At 40.7% G+C, this 17794-nt stretch carries 8 protein-coding genes, 19 tRNA genes and 2 rRNA genes (1 of these 29 only partly in view); 1 reads left to right on the top strand and 28 read right to left on the bottom strand.

All coding sequences use genetic code 11. The annotated features are described in order from the left end of the window. Nucleotides 1-41 precede the first annotated feature (41 nt). The 5 genes from addA to MKY06_RS03250 all read right to left on the bottom strand — a co-directional run bounded on the left by addA (nucleotide 42) and on the right by MKY06_RS03250 (nucleotide 11615). Nucleotides 42-3779, bottom strand: a complete 3738-nt coding sequence (gene addA / locus MKY06_RS03270) for a helicase-exonuclease AddAB subunit AddA (RefSeq protein ID WP_013055349.1) — start codon at nucleotides 3777-3779, stop codon at nucleotides 42-44. Next, the gene (addB, locus tag MKY06_RS03265; protein ID WP_098278220.1) at nucleotides 3772-7272 is read right to left on the bottom strand and encodes a helicase-exonuclease AddAB subunit AddB; all 3501 of its coding nucleotides are present in this window, start codon (nucleotides 7270-7272) and stop codon (nucleotides 3772-3774) included. The genes addA and addB overlap by 8 nt, the downstream gene beginning before the upstream one ends. Nucleotides 7273-7534: 262 nt before the next feature. Further along, the gene (gene fabG, locus MKY06_RS03260) at nucleotides 7535-8275 is read right to left on the bottom strand and encodes a 3-oxoacyl-ACP reductase FabG (protein WP_013055347.1); all 741 of its coding nucleotides are present in this window, start codon (nucleotides 8273-8275) and stop codon (nucleotides 7535-7537) included. A 580-nt stretch (nucleotides 8276-8855) separates the two neighbouring features. Next, complete coding sequence (locus MKY06_RS03255) at nucleotides 8856-9473, bottom strand: TVP38/TMEM64 family protein (protein ID WP_013055346.1); 618 nt, start codon at nucleotides 9471-9473, stop codon at nucleotides 8856-8858. Between the two features lie 162 nt (nucleotides 9474-9635). Continuing rightward, nucleotides 9636-11615 (bottom strand): S9 family peptidase, encoded by a 1980-nt coding sequence (locus MKY06_RS03250; protein ID WP_146273764.1) that lies wholly within the window; start codon nucleotides 11613-11615, stop codon nucleotides 9636-9638. A gap of 176 nt (nucleotides 11616-11791) precedes the next feature. On the opposite strand from MKY06_RS03250, the gene MKY06_RS03245 reads away from it, so the two are divergent. Further along, nucleotides 11792-12028 carry an IDEAL domain-containing protein gene (locus tag MKY06_RS03245; RefSeq protein WP_013055344.1) on the top strand — a complete coding sequence of 79 codons (237 nt, stop codon included), beginning with the start codon at nucleotides 11792-11794 and terminating at the stop codon, nucleotides 12026-12028. Between the two features lie 195 nt (nucleotides 12029-12223). Here MKY06_RS03245 and aceA read toward each other — a convergent pair whose 3' ends face one another. The 23 genes from aceA to MKY06_RS03130 all read right to left on the bottom strand — a co-directional run. Continuing rightward, nucleotides 12224-13507, bottom strand: a complete 1284-nt coding sequence (gene aceA / locus MKY06_RS03240; protein ID WP_013055343.1) for an isocitrate lyase — start codon at nucleotides 13505-13507, stop codon at nucleotides 12224-12226. 392 nt (nucleotides 13508-13899) lie between these two features. After that, nucleotides 13900-15159 (bottom strand): M48 family metallopeptidase, encoded by a 1260-nt coding sequence (locus tag MKY06_RS03235; protein ID WP_013055342.1) that lies wholly within the window; start codon nucleotides 15157-15159, stop codon nucleotides 13900-13902. A 209-nt stretch (nucleotides 15160-15368) separates the two neighbouring features. Then, a tRNA-Glu gene (locus MKY06_RS03230) sits at nucleotides 15369-15440 on the bottom strand. A gap of 4 nt (nucleotides 15441-15444) precedes the next feature. Then, nucleotides 15445-15519 (bottom strand) — tRNA-Asn (locus MKY06_RS03225). Nucleotides 15520-15522: 3 nt separating this feature from the next. Then, nucleotides 15523-15599 (bottom strand) — tRNA-Ile (locus MKY06_RS03220). Between the two features lie 6 nt (nucleotides 15600-15605). After that, a tRNA-Gly gene (locus tag MKY06_RS03215) sits at nucleotides 15606-15679 on the bottom strand. An 11-nt stretch (nucleotides 15680-15690) separates the two neighbouring features. After that, nucleotides 15691-15766, bottom strand: a tRNA-His gene (locus MKY06_RS03210). Between the two features lie 10 nt (nucleotides 15767-15776). Beyond that, nucleotides 15777-15852: transfer RNA gene (locus MKY06_RS03205), tRNA-Phe, on the bottom strand. Between the two features lie 10 nt (nucleotides 15853-15862). Beyond that, nucleotides 15863-15938 (bottom strand) — tRNA-Asp (locus MKY06_RS03200). A gap of 4 nt (nucleotides 15939-15942) precedes the next feature. Further along, nucleotides 15943-16019: transfer RNA gene (locus MKY06_RS03195), tRNA-Met, on the bottom strand. A gap of 25 nt (nucleotides 16020-16044) precedes the next feature. After that, nucleotides 16045-16137, bottom strand: a tRNA-Ser gene (locus MKY06_RS03190). A 27-nt stretch (nucleotides 16138-16164) separates the two neighbouring features. Further along, nucleotides 16165-16241, bottom strand: a tRNA-Met gene (locus tag MKY06_RS03185). 30 nt (nucleotides 16242-16271) lie between these two features. Next, nucleotides 16272-16347 (bottom strand) — tRNA-Ala (locus MKY06_RS03180). 5 nt (nucleotides 16348-16352) lie between these two features. Then, nucleotides 16353-16429 (bottom strand) — tRNA-Pro (locus MKY06_RS03175). A gap of 4 nt (nucleotides 16430-16433) precedes the next feature. Beyond that, nucleotides 16434-16510, bottom strand: a tRNA-Arg gene (locus MKY06_RS03170). 6 nt (nucleotides 16511-16516) lie between these two features. Then, nucleotides 16517-16591, bottom strand: a tRNA-Gly gene (locus MKY06_RS03165). 9 nt (nucleotides 16592-16600) lie between these two features. Next, a tRNA-Lys gene (locus MKY06_RS03160) sits at nucleotides 16601-16673 on the bottom strand. A 4-nt stretch (nucleotides 16674-16677) separates the two neighbouring features. After that, nucleotides 16678-16752 (bottom strand) — tRNA-Gln (locus MKY06_RS03155). Between the two features lie 7 nt (nucleotides 16753-16759). Then, a tRNA-Tyr gene (locus MKY06_RS03150) sits at nucleotides 16760-16843 on the bottom strand. A gap of 8 nt (nucleotides 16844-16851) precedes the next feature. Further along, nucleotides 16852-16927 (bottom strand) — tRNA-Thr (locus MKY06_RS03145). Nucleotides 16928-16931: 4 nt separating this feature from the next. Next, nucleotides 16932-17007 (bottom strand) — tRNA-Val (locus tag MKY06_RS03140). Nucleotides 17008-17111: 104 nt separating this feature from the next. Continuing rightward, nucleotides 17112-17227, bottom strand: a 5S ribosomal RNA gene (gene rrf, locus MKY06_RS03135). 63 nt (nucleotides 17228-17290) lie between these two features. Continuing rightward, nucleotides 17291-17794: ribosomal RNA gene (locus MKY06_RS03130) — 23S ribosomal RNA — on the bottom strand; it runs 2432 nt beyond the window's last position.

The raw sequence follows: 17794 nt of genomic DNA, 5'->3' as shown, positions 1-17794 counted from the left end.
TTATTGTTGAAAAAGAAGAAGACTAGGGCCTTCTTCTTTTTTTATATTTCAACAGCATGTCCACCATCTAAAAAGTACAGATAGCGATGCTGCACAGGTTGTTTTACAATCCGCTCAATGGCCTTTGCGTAAAGCTCTAACTGAATGCGGTATCTGTCAATTAGAAATGGTTTTGCTCGTTCAAAATCCCCTTGAAAACGATCCGAAATATTATCTGTTTTAAAATCAAGTAAAACGAGGCCTTCTTCCGTTTCATACAAACAATCAATAATACCTTGCACTAAAATTGTTTCGTCTTCCTGCTCCCAGTGATCATAGATTTCTTTAGCGGAGACACCTAAACTAAAAGGCATCTCTCTATAAACCGTGCGAGCCGTTCGAATACCTTGTGCAATGTCACTGTCTAGAAAGTCTGCTACATCATTTGCATCAACAGCATCCGCTTGTTCTTGCGTCAATAATTCTTTGGTAACCATTGATTGAATAAAGTCTTGAACCATTTCAAGGGTATAAGCTTTATTTAATGGAAGCTGCTGCATAACGGCATGTGTAGCTGTTCCTCTTTCAGCTCCTGTGAGAGATTTCTCTTGAAGAAACAGCGGACGATTTTCAAGAGGTGCTTTAGATCCCCGAACGAGATCGTCGCTTCCACCTGCATCCGTCAGCTGCTGCTGCCTTTTTAATTCAGAAACAGATTGCTTCGAACGATGAACGGAAGCTACACGATAATCATAAGACCAATTTAAGCGTCTATACACTTCGTCTTTATAATCGCTCGATTCTGAAACTGGCTCATGCTTTTGAAGAGCGTTTAAAAGCTCTTCATGATGCTGCTGCTCTTCAAGAGGCTGTTCGGCTAAATCACCTGCTAATAACGTTGAAAGTTTCCAGCTTGAAGCATGCTGATGAATCATCTCAGCCGGCTGGACCTCTCCTTCAACCATATGACTAACATTTTGGTGACGAATTAAAGAAGGTCCAATCCAGTCTAAATAACATTTTGCATCTCTTCTCACGTGAGCTGGAAGCGTCCAATCTTCATGTGCCATAACGGAGCTCCATTGTCTGAGCTTTTCTGGTGCATCTTTTACTGTTCCAACTAAAATAAGTTTTTCTTTCGCACGAGTCAAAGCTACGTATAATACCCGCATTTCCTCTGCCATGCTTTCTTTTTTCATTTTTTTCTTCATGGTCTGCTGAAGAAGAGTAGGGTACGTAATACGCAGTTTTGGATCAATATATTTAGATCCAAAACCTAGTTCTTTATCGAGTAAATATGCTTTATTCAAGTCCATTAAGTTAAACTGGCGAGCAAGACCAGCTACAAAAACAACAGGAAACTCAAGACCTTTACTGCTGTGGATCGTCATCAAACGCACCACATCTTCTTGTTCTCCCAGTGCTCGAGCAGCTCCTAAATCGTTGCCTCGGTCCTGCATGCGTTCAATAAAGCGTAAAAATCGAAACAGACCTCTAAATGAAGTTGCCTCGTACTGGCGAGCGCGATCGTAAAGAGCACGTAAATTGGCTTGACGCTGTTTCCCGCCAGGAAGTCCGCCAACAAATTCAAAGAAACCCGTATCGCGGTAAATTTGCCATACCAGTTCTGACAAAGAGCTTTGTCTAGCTTGTGTTCTCCATGCTTTTAACTGCTCATAGAAATACTTTACTTTATCGCGAAGTTCTTCATCATCTGAAACCGCTAAGTACGTTTTTAACGCATCGTAATACGTTCCTTTCTTTTGCTCTGCTCTCAGTGTAGCTAACTCTTCATCTGAAAGCCCTACTACCGGTGAGCGAAGAACAGAAGCTAACGGAATGTCTTGATGCGGGTTATCTACTACTTTTAATAAAGACATCATAATCATCACTTCAGTAGCATCAAAATAACCTGTTGATAAATTGGCATAAATGGGCACGCCTTCTTGCTTAAATTCATCCATAATCTGCGCAGCCCAAGGCATGGAACGAAGCAAAATAACAAAGTCACGATACGTCACATTTCTCATGATATCGAGCTTGCGATCATATATTTGAAAGCGGTTTTGAACGAGTTCTTTGATTTTACGCGCCATTGCTCTTGCCTCTAACTGAGCCGTTTCAAGCTCTGCTTCTGAAAAAGCGACGAGAGAAGAATCCGATTCTTCTTCCCCTCCTTCTTCTGCATTTTCTTTTGCAATGAGCAGAAGCTCCGTTTCCATTCCTTCCACTTTTGGATACGATGCTCCTAATTTTAAAGAAGCATCATCGTCATATGCAATTTCTCCTACTTCTTCATCCATCAGCTGATTAAAAATAAAGTTTGTAGCATCAAGCACTTGAGAACGACTGCGGAAGTTTTTATTCAAATCGATACGTTTTCCGAACTGGCGACCATCTTGTGTAAAGCGCTTGTACTTTGTTAAAAACAAAAATGGCTCCGCTAAACGAAAGCGGTAAATGGATTGTTTTACATCTCCAACCATAAATAAATTCCCTTGTTCTTCACTATCTCTCGTCACTAATTTAATCAGTGTTTCTTGAACCATATTTGTATCTTGATATTCGTCAACAAGCACCTCTTCAAACTGAGTGCGATATTTTTGGGCAATGGACGAAGGCTTAAGCACTCCATCTTCTTTTACACTCAAGATTTGCAGGCAATAATGTTCTAAATCAGAAAAGTCCACTAACCCTTTCTCTTTTTTCATATGTTCATATCGTTCACCGAAGCGCTGAACTAAAAAGATTAGCGTTTCAATAACGGGCTTCATTTTCTCAAAATCAGCCATGTAGCCGTGCAAAGGCCTAGAAAACAAATCAGCATGAAGTTTTTCAAGACTTGTTTTAGCTTTTTTGCGAAGCTCTCCGAAATCATCTAAAAGCTGCGAGTCGTATGCTTCTCCTTTACATGGCTTTAAACGAGTAAAATTCAAATTCTGCATTTCCTCATGCAAATCAGCAAAAGAATGCTTAGAAGCGCTGATCAGCCGATGAATTTGAGCCAGGTCTTCCTCTGCATTAACGGCGCGAGGAGCAGGCCCTCCTGGCAGCTTTGTTAACTCTAAGCCCTGTTTTAAAATCGACTCAATGCCCATCAGCTGCGTTGTTACTTCTTGTAGAAGAAAAGATAGAAACGGAAGTGAATCAATAGAAGAGTCTTCTGTCACATCATATTGACTCACGATCATTTCAAGCCAGCCGTTTGGGTCAGGGTTAGATCTTGCAAAGTCATACAGCTTTCTTACCATAAGCTGAATATCTAAGTCATTTCTGTCACTTGTATAACGATCAATTAAATCAAAGAATCGCTCGTTCTGTTCAATACTGTACTGTTCTTCAAACAATTCTTCTAATACTTCTTCACGCAGAAGATCCGCTTCCGTATCATCTGCAATCCGAAAACCAGGGTCTACATCGATCAAATAATAATACGTTCGAATGACTTCTAAACAAAAAGAATGGAGCGTAGAAATCGACGCACGGTTTAATAAATTAAGCTGTCTGCGCAAGTGCAAAGAAGATGGATTCTTTTTTAACTCTTTTTCCAATGCTTCTCCAATTCGATTTCTCATTTCGGCTGCAGAAGCATTTGTGAACGTAGCAACGAGTAATCTATCAACATCGATTGGCTCATCACCCATCGTAATCTTTTTAATAATACGTTCAACTAAAACCGCTGTTTTTCCTGAGCCAGCCGCCGCGGCTACTAATATATCTTGACCGGATGAAACAATGGCGTTCCACTGATCATCCGTCCACTGGGAGTCGGCCGGTTTTACGTGTATATCTTCACTCATCTCGTTTGGCCTCCTCTCGAATTTTATCTAAAATAACACTTTGACTCTCTGTACTAAGCTGACGATATTCGTTGTTTTCCATTGATTCATCGAACTGACAAATTGAGCGGTATTCACAAAACGCACATGGTGTTTTATCTTTTAGTTTATAAGGCGAAATATCAATTTTCCCATTTGTAATCTCTGTACCTGCCTCCACAAATTTACCTCGCACATACTGACGGAGATGTGTAAAATCTTCTTCGCTCGCAACCGAAGAATTGGAATAAAAGCCCCCTGTCTTTTTAATGCCAGCTGATATAACCTGTGAGTGCCCTGATTCTAACGTTTCGTCCATTAACCTTACTGCTTCCTCGTCTCCTACAAGCAGTCCTTTCATTTTAAACTTCTTGAAGATTTCAGCTTCAATTTGATCAGGCTGTAATGCTTTAGTACTGTTGATCATTGGGTTATGAACGTGGAAATAAAGAACGCCAGCAGGCAATGCTCCTCTATTATCATGAAGAAGCTGTTCAGCATACGTCACGACTATGTCTAAATAAGCTAAAATTTGAAGAGATAAACCGTAGTACACTTCCACTAAGTTTAATGCTTTATCGCTTGATTTATAGTCGACAATACGCAGTAAAAGTCCTTTTGAGCTTTCCGCTTTATCTACCCTGTCAATTCGGCCAACGAGTTCCATCGTATGGCCATTTGGCAGTGTGAACTGCATAGAAGGCAGCTCTGCGCTAGGTCCAAATCCAAGCTCCAATCCAACAGGAACAAAGCCGCTCATCTTAGCGTGCTCACTTAACACAAACGACGCACGTTCAATAATTTGCTGCAGCTTATGTGTTAAATAGTGGTGGCGATTCGAGCTCAATAAAATCTCATTTTGCAAGCGCGGAGCAAGTTCATGCACCGCAGCCGTAGAAAGCTGCTGACAGTCTTTTCTCGTTAAGTTCTTCCATTCTTTTTGACCGCCGCGAAGTTCGTCTGAAATCATTTTCAACGCCGCGTGAAATAACTCGCCTATGTCAGGAGCCGCCAATTTGAAAACTTTTCGTTCTTTAAGCTTGAGCCCGTGAGAAGCAAAATGCGCATATGGACAGGCTTCAAATTTTTCCATTCTGGATACGCTTGCTTGAATATGCTTTCCATACAGACGCTGACTAGTTTTCTTTGTTAACCGTTTTGCTTCATTTTGATAAAATAAGCTGCTTAGTACTTTCTCACTGTATGAGTTCCAATCTGGATTTTTCACATAAAAATTATACACATCCCACCAAGCGGAACTCATCGGATAATGGCGTTTCCATCCTTGCAGCTGGCTGGCTAAATGCGCGATGCTCGTTAAAGGATTTGTTATATAATCAACTTGCTTTTCTTCTTCTAAATCTGTAGGTTCCGTCATTAACAGCTTTTCCTGCAGGAGCGGAAATAGCTCTTTTACTCGATTAATAACGAGTGAAGGCAGCAGGGTCTTCCCTTCCTCATTGGCAAGAGGATACGAAACATAAAGTTTTTCCGAAGAGCTGGAAAGTGCTAAATAAATGAGAAATTGTTCGTCAAACAGCTTTTGTCTTCCGGTTGGCGCAAGTAATAAACCTGATTCAAGCAGCTGCTCTCTCTCCTTCTCAGATAACAGGCCATCGCTTTTTGGTTTAGCTGGAATCACACCGTCATTTACACCTAACACAAAGCTTGCTTTGATATCGGATAAACGCGAACGCTCAAAACTTGCCACAACCACTTGATCCAGCGCAGGCGGAACAAGTGCAAACTGCATGCTGTCAAGCCCTGTCTCAAATAGATCTGCGAACAAAGAAATCGATACTTTCTCTTCTCCCATCATTTCAACAAACTGATCAAATAAGTGAAGAATTGCTTTCCATACCTGCTCGTGCTCTCTTGCTTCTTGAAGCTTTCCTTCTTCTTCACATCGATTGCGCAGCGCTTCTATCTTTTGTGGAATATCTAAATTCGTTAAAAAACGATAGAGCGCTTCTGCTTTTTCTTTTCCTATTTTCCCTTGTTTTAATTTTTGCTGAAGCGAATAAATAGGAGGAACAATCATATTTTTTAATTCATTTATTTTTTGCTCAAAAGCAAGCTCTTCGTCCGTTTTCCCAAGGTTCATGTCTTCAAGTGAACGATATTTTCTGTAGGTAAATGGTTCCTTGCTCGTCCACTTAGATCCTTGAATACCGTAAGCAAGTACATAATTTTCTAACTCATCCATCTCTTCGCGAAGCTGGTGCACATCAGATGACAAAGGAAATAAAAGATCTGTTTTCACTGCTCGAAAGATGGTTTCATATCGCCATGACCCGCTTACCACCTCTAAGACTGAGCGAACAAATTCAACGAGTGGATGGTGAAACATCGCTCGCTTTTGGTCAATAAAGTACGGAATTTCATAATCTCGAAAAATGGTTTGAAGCAAGTCATGGTAGTCTTCTGCATTTCTAACAATCAAGGCGATATCACGGTAGCGATAGCCGCGATCGCGCACAAGTGAAAGCACTTCTCTTGCAATCCCTTCAACTTCTGCTCTTCGGCTAACAGCCGGCAGCAGCTGAATGTTCTCGGGCTCTGACTGAAATTCCGGCGTTGGCCGTTCATCATAATATCGTTCTAAATAGGCAAGCTCTGGACTGTTTTGATGCCTTTTTTGTTCGTTAAATACGATTGGCTCTTGAATCTCTATCCCGTTTTCAGCCGCCAGGCCCATTAGTTCTTGGTACGTTTCGCTCGTTAATCGAAACAAGTGCAAGTCATTTGGAATAAAATCTTGATATGAATAATCAGAAGTCACCGCTATTTTTACTTCTCTACAAACTTTCATCAGCTCTACTAATACGGTTAATTCTTGAGGAGTATAGTGATGAAATCCATCTACATAAATCGTTGCTTGAGCAAGGTAGGCAGAAGACGCTACTTTTTCACTCAGCAGCTTCAAATAATCTTCTCCATCTACATATTTCGTCATCAGCTGTTTTTCTAATTCTCCGTAAATGAGATGTAAATCACGTAATTTATCAGCAAGGACTTTCTCATCTTCTGCTTGAAGCTTTTTCTTCATCTCTTCGAGAGACGGGGCATCTACTGTGTACTGTTTAAATTCTTTAACCATTTTTTCTAGTTCTTCAATAAACCCTGCTTGTTCTGAAGAATTCGCAAACAGTCGAAGCTCTTCTTTTTGATGTTCGATAATTTTTTTAAGCATCATATGAATACCTGTTTGATCCACATGATAGCGGCTAATACCTCCCACTTCTTGCAGGATACGCCATGCAAGACGTGTAAAACTATAAACTTGAGCACGCATCATGCCTTCTAACCCAGGTGTTTGAACAAGCGCATACTCCGACTGAAATGTCATCTGTTCAGGTACAATATAAATAAGTGGATGCCCAAGCGGAGCATTTAACAGCTCTTGGCGCATGCTATTTAAAAGATATTCCGTTTTCCCGCTTCCTGAACGTCCTAATAAAAACTGTAGCCCCACGTTTTCACCCCTTCATTTTTTTCTCTATGTTTTCATTTGTTTAAGTACAAAATGGATAAACGCCACGTAAACACGTGACGCAGTCGTCAAAATTTTATAGTGATAATCATCTAAATCTCTCTATCTCTCTCCTTATTATTTTACTGAACTTGCAGACAAAATTCCACTTTGCCGATATGTGAAATGCTGGATGCAACAAAAAAACTTTTCAGTAGTCAAAAGACCACTGAAAAGTTTTAGAAAAGCGAATTATTTTCTACTTTTACATCATGATTCCACCATCTACATGAAGTGTTGTACCGTTAATATAGTTGGATTCATCAGATGCTAAATACAGATACGCATAACCAATGTCAGAAGGCTGACCTAATCTTTGTAAAGGAATAGTGGATTTCATTTGATCAATGATTTTGTCTGGCATCGCCTTCACCATATCCGTCTCAATAAACCCGGGAGCTACAGCGTTTACATTAATTCCTTTTCGCCCCAACTCTTTAGCCCATGTTTTTGTCATTCCTACTACGCCTGCCTTTGTCGCCGCATAGTTTGTTTGACCAACATTTCCATATACGCCAGATACCGAAGATGTGCTAATAATTTTCCCTTTACCTTGAGCAATCATATGCGGTACCACTGCTTGTGTACAGTGAAAAACGCCTGTAAGGTTTACGTTGATTACTGCTTGAAAATTTTCAACTGATAATTTGGTTAGCATTCCATCTCTGGTGATACCTGCATTGTTAATTAAAATATCTATTTTAGAGTAGCGTTTCACTACTTCTTCTACCATTGCATCTACACTGTCTCGATCCGCTACGTTCACTTGAAAAAATGCTACATCTCCGCCTTCTTCTTTTAGCTGAGCTGCTCGTTCTTCTCCCGTTTTTGCATCGTAGTCAACCATAGCGACCTTTGCACCCTCTTGTGCGAATATTCGAGAAGCTTCGAACCCTAATCCATTTGCTGCACCCGTAATAATTGCCACTTTATCTTTTAATCTCATGTCACCCGCGCTATAAGATGCTTACTAACAACGATTAATCAGCAAGTCGCTTGAATCTTAGTAGCGCATTCCCCTCCTCAAAACGACGCCAAGCACGTCTTAATGACCATTCGGTGCTTTTCTAGTAATGATCCCTCTACTTACATCTTAGTAGTCAAGCTCAAAAATCATTCATATAATTTTTAAGAAAACGTTTTGAAATACATGAGGTGATAATACATGTTGAGAAAAAACATGTATATCTCTAGAAAACAAAGGGTTCATTACTTAGGTGCAACTAGGAATAGACGTCTAATTTATTCCCAGTTTTTTCTTTTATTTTAGCATATTTTTCATAATTGATAAACAAAAAACTTGTTCATTACTGGACAGATACTCTGCATGTGCATTGTTCTGCCAACCGAATAAACAGACAAATAACTTCTTTAAGAAAAATTTTAAGATCCTTTCAAAAATGCTGTTGTATCCCTATAAGAAAAGGTTTTTCTATAGTTTACAATACCCCTTTTGGCTGTATGTATAACAAAAGACTGCCTATTAAAAAGCAGTCTTCCATCACTATTTGTTATATATAAACAAACTATTTGTCATACTGTTTCACTTTAGATTTTTCATTTAATCTTCGTTCAATTTGTTTTCCAACAAGCCATAGAACAAAAATGATGACTAAAACAAGTACTGCTTTTAGAGGCTGTTTCACAAATGAAACAAAATCGGCCCCAATAAAGCTCATCATAAATATCATCACCATTTTACCGGCTAATACAGCAAGCATAAACTGAGCCATACTAACACGTGATAGCCCTGCTACTACATTAATCGCCGAAGACGGGGTAAAAGGGAAACAAAGCATAATAAACAGCGGTCCGAACCCGTGTCTTTCTACCCAAATCATAATCTTTCGAATTTGCGCATGCCGGCTGATGAAATGTAAAAACCTCGCCTGTCCATATTTTCTAAAAATCAAAAAGACAAGCAGTGATCCAACGCAGCTGCCAACCCATGAAATTAAAAAACCTAACCATAAGCCAAAAGCGGCAGCATTGGCCATTACAAACGCAAAAAGCGGCAAGATGGGGATGAACGCTTCTAAAATAGGAAACAGCAGCCCTGGAATGATTCCAAATGATTGATATTGTTTTAATAACTCGAGGACGCCGTCTAATGTCAAATAATGCTTTAATGTTTCAAAATCCATCGAATGTTCTCCTTATTTAAACAACTGTGCTACTTTTCACTTATTGTACTACTTTCCTTTACCAAACAAAAGTTTTACAGCGTTTTACCTTTCCTGTCCTTTTACGTTTGTCATACAGCCTTTATTTACGCACACATATTTGGTTGAACAGCCATGCACTTTTTACTGAGACTGTTTTAAATAACGTTTAAACCAGCTTGTTAAATATTTTAGTCTTGCCGTTCGTAAATTAGGCTTACCGCTTCTAGAAAGTTCATGATTAGACTGGGGAAAACGAATAAATTCTACTTCCTTATTTTTTCTTTTCAGTGCCACATAAAGCTGTTCAGCTTGTTCAATTGGACATCTATAATCCTGTTCGCTATGCAAGATTAACAGCGGTGTTTTAACGTTCTCCGCTAAACGAAGCGGCGAGTGGTTCCAAAGTTTTTCCGGATTTTCATAAATATCAGCTTTTAATTCCCATTCGGTAAAATAATAGCCAATATCACTAACGCCGTAAAAACTTGTCCAATTTGAAATAGACCGTTGCGTTACCGCTGCTTTAAATCGATTTGTACTTCCTACAATCCAGTTTGTCATAAACCCTCCGTAGCTTCCTCCTGTTACGCCAAGCTTATCTTCATTAATATAAGAGTAGCGCTTAACTGCTTCGTCGGTCACTGTCATCAAATCCGTATAATCCATGCCTCCGTAATCCCCTCGAACCGCATCTGTAAATGCTTGACCATATCCTCTGCCGCCTCTTGGATTAGAAAAGAGGATATTGAACCCTTTTGATGCAAGTACTTGGAATTCAAGCATAAATGTATGACCATACATAAGATGCGGACCTCCGTGGATTTCTAAAATGGTTGGAGATCCATGGTTTGTGGCAGCAGCTTTTACTACCCAACTGTGGATATGTATACCGTCCGTAGAAGTCGCGTAAAAAGATTCTGCTTGTGTGAGCTGCACATGCTTTAAAAATGAGTCATTAACGTTTGTCAGCTTCACTAATTCCTCTGTTTTTAAATTTAGAGAATAAAGATCTCCGGGATGTGTAAATGTACTGATTGCCACGATAGCTTTCTCACAATTTGGAAGAACAGATACCCCATATACGTGAGCATTATCCATAAATACAGGGTCTAACTTTCCATTCACATTTCCTTTATATATGCCTACAGACCCCTTTTCACTTACGACAAAATAAAATTCTTCATTACTGCCCCACATAATTCCCGCTGCGGTTCTGCCAAAGTGAAAATCTCCTGCTACCATATCTCCTACTTCTAAGTCTATGCCAGCAGTGATACAAGCTGTTTTTTGGTTAGAGATCTGATAAATGTATATGTCATTCATTGAAGCTGATCCATATGTACGTTCATTTCCAATGTATGCTATGTATGACCCATCCGGTGACCACGAAACTTGATGAAAATATCCTGTTTCTGCTGTAATAGATGTTACTTTTTTAGTATCGCGATGCAAAATAAACACGTCCATAGTTAATGATAAATCCGGATTCTCTCCTCGGCTGCTGCAAAATACAATTGAGTTTGCATCAGGGGACCAGCACCCAACAGAGTGATGATAAGGTCCATCCGTTAAAAACGTCACTTCTTTATTTTTAAGTTTAACGACAGCAACGTGAGTATATTCACCTTTTAAATAACCGCTAACATCGGATTTGTAAAGTAAACGTTCCACTTCATACGGCTGGGGATGTTCATGATTTTGTTCAACTCTTACAGCTTTTTCTCCTACTTTTGTAGAAAACATAATTTCGTCACTATAAGGAGACCACACCGGATTACTAACGCCTTTTTCAAGATCTGTGAGTGCTTCTGCTTCCCCGCCTGTCGCTGCTAATAGGTAGAGCTGAACGGCTTGACTGCGATCGGATAAAAAAGCAATCCACTTGCCATCAGGAGACCATACTGGAGAATGATTATTTCCTTTGTAGTACGTTAATTGCTTAGTTTCTTTCGTTTCAAGATCTAACATAAACAGCTGCGTTTCATACGCGTTTTCTATTTTCTTCGTTTCTCGAACCGTATAAACTACACTTTTTCTATCTGGAGAAATCTGAGGATTATAAACAGACTTCAATTCATACAAATCCTCTATCATTACCGTACGCTTTTTTAAATCATTCAATTTCTTCGCCCCCAAGGATTCATTTTTAAATCAAATAGTCAATCGATAAAAACGAAAGTAGTGTTTCCCTCTTACTTTATCATTTCCAAAAATAAAAATCTAAAAATTTAGAAAATTAGTTGTTTTTTCTTCTTTTAATCTATATAATAATAAAAAGGGTGCAGAGGTGATGAGGTATGAACAATGAAAAATCGTACACGGAAATGATGAAGTCCCTCGCTCGCAAGAAAAAAGTAATTGATACTGTGAGTATGTTGGATGTTTATATCGAAATGGTAATTGATGAATCGCTTTTTAAGCGTCAAAAAGAACTGTTAGAAACAAACATTAACACGGCATTAGATCAACGTGATGAAATTGCTTTTTATGAGCTATCAGCCCAGTACCAATCCCTGCTTCAAACATCTACTTAATATTTTAAGAACTTAATTCATGTTAATGATTTATATGTACGTTTAACAGGCAGATCCTTTCTTCTCAGGAAGAACAGCTGTCTGTTAAATCGTGTTTACTACATAAAAAAAGATTCTTACATCTGTAAGAATCTTTTTTGTTAGGATTTTTCCTATGAGTGGAAGTAACCAACCGTTCCACCCATAGGTTTTTTGTTATTTATGGGCTTGAAACTGCTCTTCTTCCGTTGAACCTTTTAAAGCTGTTGTAGAGGAAGTCCCACCAGAAACTACTTGCGCCACTTCATCAAAATAACCCGTGCCTACTTCACGCTGATGTCTTGTAGCAGTATATCCATTTATTTCACTAGCAAACTCTCTTTCTTGTAACTCTGAATAAGCTGCCATTCCTCTTGTTTTATATCCTCGTGCCAGCTCAAACATGCTGTGATTTAAAGCGTGGAAGCCAGCAAGCGTAACGAATTGGAATTTGTAGCCCATTTTTGCGATTTCTCTTTGGAATTTTTCAATCGTTTTCTTATCTAATTTTTTCTTCCAGTTGAAAGATGGTGAACAGTTATAAGCAAGCATTTTACCTGGGAATTTTTCATGAATAGCATCTGCAAATTTTTGTGCTTGTTCCAAGTTTGGTTCAGACGTCTCACACCACACTAGATCCGCATATGGCGCATATGCTAAGCCGCGAGCAATAGCTTGATCGATTCCGGCTCTCGTGCGATAAAAACCTTCAGCAGTGCGTTCACCTGTAATAAACTGGCGATCTACAGGATCAACATCACTTGTAATTAAATCAGCAGCATCAGCATCGGTACGAGCAATCAGAAGTGTTGGAACACCCATTACATCAGCAGCTAAACGAGCAGCAATCAAGTTTTTCACAGCGGTTTGAGTTGGAAGCAATACCTTCCCGCCGAGATGACCACACTTTTTCTCAGAGGATAATTGATCTTCAAAGTGTACGGCAGATGCTCCCGACTCAATCATTCCTTTCATGAGTTCAAATACGTTTAACTGTCCTCCAAACCCTGCTTCTGCATCTGCTACAATTGGAGCAAAGTAATCGATATTCCCTTCTCCTTCTAAATGCTGAATTTGATCGGCACGCTGCAGCGCTTGATTGATTCGTTTCACAACATGCGGCACGCTGTTTGCCGGGTATAAACTTTGATCAGGATACATGTTTCCTGAAAGATTTGCATCTGCAGCTACTTGCCATCCGCTTAAGTAAATTGCTTTTAACCCTGCTTTTACCTGTTGTACTGCTTGATTTCCTGTTAAAGCTCCTAAGGCATGAACGTATGGCTCTGTTTTTAATAAGTTCCAGAACTTTTCGGCTCCTCTTCTAGCAAGCGTATGTTCAATATCAATGGACCCTCTTAGCCCAATGACTTTTTCTGCAGAATATGGACGTTCAATTCCTTTCCAACGCTCATCGCTTTTCCAGTTCTCTTCAAGGTTTTTTACACGAATGTCTTTCATTCTTTATACCCCCTAATGAATTTAAAATTCTATATTCATAAAAATATAAAACGCAGCAGTTAGAATATGTCTGTTTCATGATGAAGTAAATTAGCAGCTTGCCATAATATTAGCAAGAACGTAGATGAAATAAGTAAGTAGTTGAAGGACATGTAGTAAGACTTAGCTGAGGTGAATATACGCTGAGAATTTAGACTGCTATCTTTTCAATCACAAATAACTATTCCTCCCTATTGTTATAAAACAGTTTTTATTTTACATACGTTATTATATAACAGTACTTTCGAAAATGAAACCTCCTTTTAGAATTTTTTTCCTACTCGCAAGGAGGCTTTTCTATTAATACCTACGTATAAAAGGCTTCATATATCCTTTACTTTTTCTTATATCACTTATTCATTTCTTTCATACTTCTCAACAAATGAAATTCTTTCCAGTATTGTTGGGTGACCATATCGAAAAATCTTCACTAAATACGGCGGATTTACCTGAGACAGTCCTGATTTCGTTAAGTCCTGAAACGTTTTAATAGCAGCTTGCTTATCTCCTGTTAGGTCCATGGCGTACGTGTCAGATTGAAGTTCATGATGACGCGACTGCATATTTGTTAACGGACTCACAGCAAATGTAAGAATAGAAAAAATAAGTAGAATAAGCGGTAAAGAATTTAAATCACTAAGAGAAGTAATTTTTAATGCTTTCCCCCATCTCTTAATCACAAAGCGAGCTAAGTGCTTCGTTAGCCATAAGCCTACGATCGATAAAACTAATGCTGAAGCAATCCCCACATAAATATGCTTCTTTACATAATGACCCATTTCATGCGCCATGATAAACAAAATTTCACGTTCCGTTAATTTATTAAGAGTAGTATCCCATAACACAATTCTTGAATTAGAACCTATTCCCGTCACATATGCATTAAGAGAGTTCGTTTTTTCAGACATGTTTACTTCATATACATGCTTAGCAGGTATGTGAGCTTCATCTGCTAAATGTAAAATTTTCGTCTCCAGCTCTTTATTCTTTAATGGATAAAAATCGTTATATAACGGATCGATAACCACTGGTTGAATAAACGTCAAAAATAGCGTAAATGGAATAGATACTATCCACGCATACAGCCACCATCTTTTTGAAAACTTACGAATGAATGCATATAACACAGCAATCACTAAAAACATGGTGGCATAGTTCACCCAAAAATCTGTAAAAAGATCTTTCATCCATCCTTGGAAAGGTTGCGTCGTAATATGGTAAGCCTTTGAAAGCTTATAGCTAATCCAGTCCATAGGAAAAGAATAGATCAGCAGCAGAACGGATAACCAAAATACATAAATAGCAGTTTGGAGAAGACTGAAACGGCTGACGTCTTTAGACCACTTATTAACTTTCTTAGACACACCTAACACTAAAATTAAAATAAACCCTAGCCACTCATATGGAATTCGGATAAAAAAGAGCGCATCTCTAATTTTTGAATATTTTTCGGTTAACATAAGTTCTCGTGCATTCATAAACGTAGCCGGGTCTACGCTGGTGCCTTTTAATGATTGTGGAATAGAGGTATCGCTTATATAGAATAAATAAACCCAAATACACGCTCCATACACAAGAAAAACTCCGATGGACCACCAAACAATTTTTTTCACGCATTCCCCTCCTTTTGTACAAACAGTATGCCGTTATTACTATTGTAGGTTTTTTTTCGAAATTTAGAACAAGCGTTTATAGATGTGCTATAAGAAATGCAATTTAGGGCGAGGAAATCATAGAAAAACGAAAAATAGAGTTTAGACAAAAGAATAAACTCTGTTTCCAAACAAAAAAAGCAGTTTGCATATGCAAACTGCTTTTAAGATGACCCGTACGGGATTCGAACCCGTGTTACCGCCGTGAAAGGGCGGTGTCTTAACCGCTTGACCAACGGGCCAGTATGGCTCCACAGGTAGGACTCGAACCTACGACCGATCGGTTAACAGCCGATAGCTCTACCACTGAGCTACTGTGGAATATGGTGGGCCTAAGTGGACTCGAACCACCGACCTCACGCTTATCAGGCGTGCGCTCTAACCAGCTGAGCTATAGGCCCTTCATTTGGAGCGGGTGATGAGAATCGAACTCACGACATCAGCTTGGAAGGCTGAGGTTTTACCACTAAACTACACCCGCGTTACTTAAGATGGGGCGACTGATGGGAATCGAACCCACGAATGCCGGAACCACAATCCGGTGCGTTAACCACTTCGCCACAATCGCCGTCTTAAAATGGTGGCTCGGGACGGAATCGAACCGCCGACACAAGGATTTTCAGTCCTTTGCTCTACCAACTGAGCTACCGAGCCTTTATGTAAATGGCGGTCCCGACGGGAATCGAACCCGCGATCTCCTGCGTGACAGGCAGGCATGTTAACCGCTACACCACGGGACCACTTTGGTTGCGGGGACAGGATTTGAACCTGCGACCTTCGGGTTATGAGCCCGACGAGCTACCGAACTGCTCCACCCCGCGATGATATGAATATGATATAAATAAATGGCGGAGGAAGAGGGATTCGAACCCCCGCGGGCTTTAACACCCCTGTCGGTTTTCAAGACCGATCCCTTCAGCCGGACTTGGGTATTCCTCCGTATATTTATAACAAATGTAACTTATATGGTAGCGGCGGAGGGAGTCGAACCCACGACCTCACGGGTATGAACCGTACGCTCTAGCCAGCTGAGCTACACCGCCATATTATTCGTTACAATTATTCAGTTTAATTGGTGGAGCCTAGCGGGATCGAACCGCTGACCTCCTGCGTGCAAGGCAGGCGCTCTCCCAGCTGAGCTAAGGCCCCATAAATGGTCGGGAAGACAGGATTCGAACCTGCGACCCCTTGGTCCCAAACCAAGTGCTCTACCAAGCTGAGCTACTTCCCGTTTATGGCGCGCCCGAGAGGAGTCGAACCCCTAACCTTTTGATCCGTAGTCAAACGCTCTATCCAATTGAGCTACGGGCGCTTTATATGGAGCGGAAGACGAGGTTCGAACTCGCGACCCCCACCTTGGCAAGGTGGTGTTCTACCACTGAACTACTTCCGCTTATTAAAATGAGCCATGAAGGACTCGAACCTTCGACCCTCTGATTAAAAGTCAGATGCTCTACCAACTGAGCTAATGGCTCTCTATGGCTGGGCTAGCTGGATTCGAACCAACGCATGACGGAATCAAAATCCGTTGCCTTACCGCTTGGCGATAGCCCAATAAAAATGGTGGAGGGGGGCAGATTCGAACTGCCGAACCCGAAGGAGCGGATTTACAGTCCGCCGCGTTTAGCCACTTCGCTACCCCTCCGATATAAATGGTGCCGGCAAGAGGACTTGAACCCCCAACCTACTGATTACAAGTCAGTTGCTCTACCAGTTGAGCTACACCGGCACGGTGGTGGAGGATGACGGGATCGAACCGCCGACCCCCTGCTTGTAAGGCAGGTGCTCTCCCAGCTGAGCTAATCCTCCACGTATCATACACAATATTCATTGTATAGAAGATTTTTATAAATGAGCCAAATAAAAAACCCCTAGACTCTTTTATAAGAGCATAAAAAGGGGTCTTATTCATTGCCTGGCAACGTCCTACTCTCACAGGGACAAAGTCCCAACTACCATTGGCGCTAAAGAGCTTAACTTCCGTGTTCGGTATGGGAACGGGTGTGACCTCTTCGCTATCGCCACCAGACAAGAGATTGCTCTCTCAAAACTAGATAACAGTTTGCTGAGTAAAGCTTACGCTTTTAAAGTTTTGGTTAAGTCCTCGATCGATTAGTATCAGTCAGCTACACATGTCGCCACGCTTCCACCTCTGACCTATCAACCTGATCATCTTTCAGGGATCTTACTAGCTTGCGCTATGGGAAATCTCATCTTGAGGGGGGCTTCATGCTTAGATGCTTTCAGCACTTATCCCGTCCACACATAGCTACCCAGCGATGCCTTTGGCAAGACAACTGGTACACCAGCGGTGTGTCCATCCCGGTCCTCTCGTACTAAGGACAGCTCCTCTCAAATTTCCTACGCCCACGACGGATAGGGACCGAACTGTCTCACGACGTTCTGAACCCAGCTCGCGTACCGCTTTAATGGGCGAACAGCCCAACCCTTGGGACCGACTACAGCCCCAGGATGCGATGAGCCGACATCGAGGTGCCAAACCTCCCCGTCGATGTGGACTCTTGGGGGAGATAAGCCTGTTATCCCCGGGGTAGCTTTTATCCGTTGAGCGATGGCCCTTCCATGCGGAACCACC

The organism is Priestia sp. FSL P4-0332, from assembly GCF_038005845.1.
Taxonomy (GTDB): domain Bacteria; phylum Bacillota; class Bacilli; order Bacillales; family Bacillaceae_H; genus Priestia.
Note: the sequence above shows the minus strand (reverse complement) of the source record. Positions and strands in the feature narration are given on the sequence as shown.

What these genes read in the sequence shown, in the direction of transcription:
- aceA (WP_013055343.1), bottom strand. Translation starts at nt 13,507, where the DNA reads ATGAAAGACATTCGTGTAAAAAACCTTGAAGAGAACTGGAAAAGCGAT.
- addA (WP_013055349.1), bottom strand. Translation starts at nt 3,779, where the DNA reads ATGAGTGAAGATATACACGTAAAACCGGCCGACTCCCAGTGGACGGAT.
- MKY06_RS03255 (WP_013055346.1), bottom strand. Translation starts at nt 9,473, where the DNA reads ATGGATTTTGAAACATTAAAGCATTATTTGACATTAGACGGCGTCCTC.
- MKY06_RS03245 (WP_013055344.1), top strand. Translation starts at nt 11,792, where the DNA reads ATGAACAATGAAAAATCGTACACGGAAATGATGAAGTCCCTCGCTCGC.
- fabG (WP_013055347.1), bottom strand. Translation starts at nt 8,275, where the DNA reads ATGAGATTAAAAGATAAAGTGGCAATTATTACGGGTGCAGCAAATGGA.